This window comes from Streptomyces sp. ActVer (assembly GCF_027270795.1).
Lineage (GTDB): Bacteria > Actinomycetota > Actinomycetes > Streptomycetales > Streptomycetaceae > Streptomyces > Streptomyces umbrinus_A.
In genome coordinates, this window is record NZ_JAPWHT010000890.1 from 1 (window position 1) to 1352 (window position 1352).

A 1352-nucleotide genomic window follows, 5' to 3' on the forward strand; every position below is an offset into this window, starting at 1 on the left:
CGCCGCACTGCACCGCCGCCTCCAGCCCTCGGTAGAGGTGCTCGGCGGCTTCCTTCGGGTGACCCGCGCGCCGCAGCTCCGTGCCGAGGGCGACCAGGGCGCAGGCCAGTTCGTACGCGGCCGGCGAACGTTCCAGGTGGCCGACGGACTCTTCGAGGAGTTTCACGCGGGTCGAGCCCGAGGAGACGTCGGCCGCGGCACGCAGTGCCTGGCCGATCGCCGACGGCGCACCAAAGAGCCGAGCCCGGCCCACGGCCTCGAAGGCCGTGGCCACCGCCCGCTCCGGGGCGTGGTGGCTCTCCGCGCGGGCGAGGTGCAGCTGCCAGGGGCACCAGGACGGATTCCGCATGCCGCGCGGGTCGAGGCGGCGCCCGGCCGCGGCGAGTTCGACGGCGGCGTCCTTCGTCAGCCCCCTGGCCAGCAACAGCTCGCCGTACACGGCCTGGGCGTCGGGGAAGACCACGGCGGCGGGGAACGGTTCCCCGAAGGCGTACTCCTCGGCGGTCCGGGTCGCCTCGGTGATCCGGCCGCGGGCGAGCAGGATCTCGATGAGGGTGCCGACGGCGTACCAGTGGGCGGGCGTGCCGGGCCCGACGCGTTCGGCGAGCCGGAGCCCCGCGCGTACGAAGTCCTCGGCCTCGGCGAGACGGCCGCGGCGGAAGCGTACGTACGCGAGGAGGGTGTAGCCGAAGGACAGGTGGGCCCCGTGCCAGCCCTGCCGTTCGAAGTCGGCGATCCCGGCGGCGAACAGTTCCTCGGTGCGCCCTGGCCGGTCCGCGTACATGAAGGTGAGGGCGACCAGGACGGGGACCTCGAAGCCGCGGTCGGCCTCGGCCCAGCCGAAGCCGCCTGCGAGGGCGCGTTCGGCGTGCCGGATCGCGATGTGGGCGGGTTCGCCGCGCAGGGTGGCGTCCCAGGCGCGCAGGCCGATCACATAGCGCTCGGTGAGGTCGCGGCCGGTCAGCCGGTCGGCGAGCCGGGCGAGGCGGCGGGAGCGGGCCGGCGAGTCGGGCTCGTCGGCCCGGAAGGCGTCCCACATGAACTGCTCCGACTGCATGCGCAGGCGTACGCGGGCGTCGCCGGTCACCTTGATCTCGCGGGAGAGGGCGCCGGAGGCCTCGGCGAGGCGGTCGCTGTGGGCGAGTACCTGGGAGAGCCGGTAGACGATGTTGTGCCGCAGCTCGGTGTCGGCGATGGGCTCTTCGAGGGCGGCCCGCAGGTGGTTGACGGTGGTCGCGGGTTCGGTGAGCAGGGAGGCGCTGCCGAGTTCGTAGGGCACCCGCCGTACGACCGGCCGCCGTTGTCCAAGCAGATCCTGGCGTCCGAGTGGGAGCACGACCGGCTGACGCTGC

General features: G+C 74.1%; 1 pseudogene. It reads right to left on the reverse strand.

Features of this window, described 5'->3' with window-relative positions:
* Positions 1-1273, reverse strand: a pseudogene (locus tag O3Q52_RS53120) (ATP-binding protein); the annotation flags it as partial.
* Positions 1274-1352 lie beyond the last annotated feature (79 nt).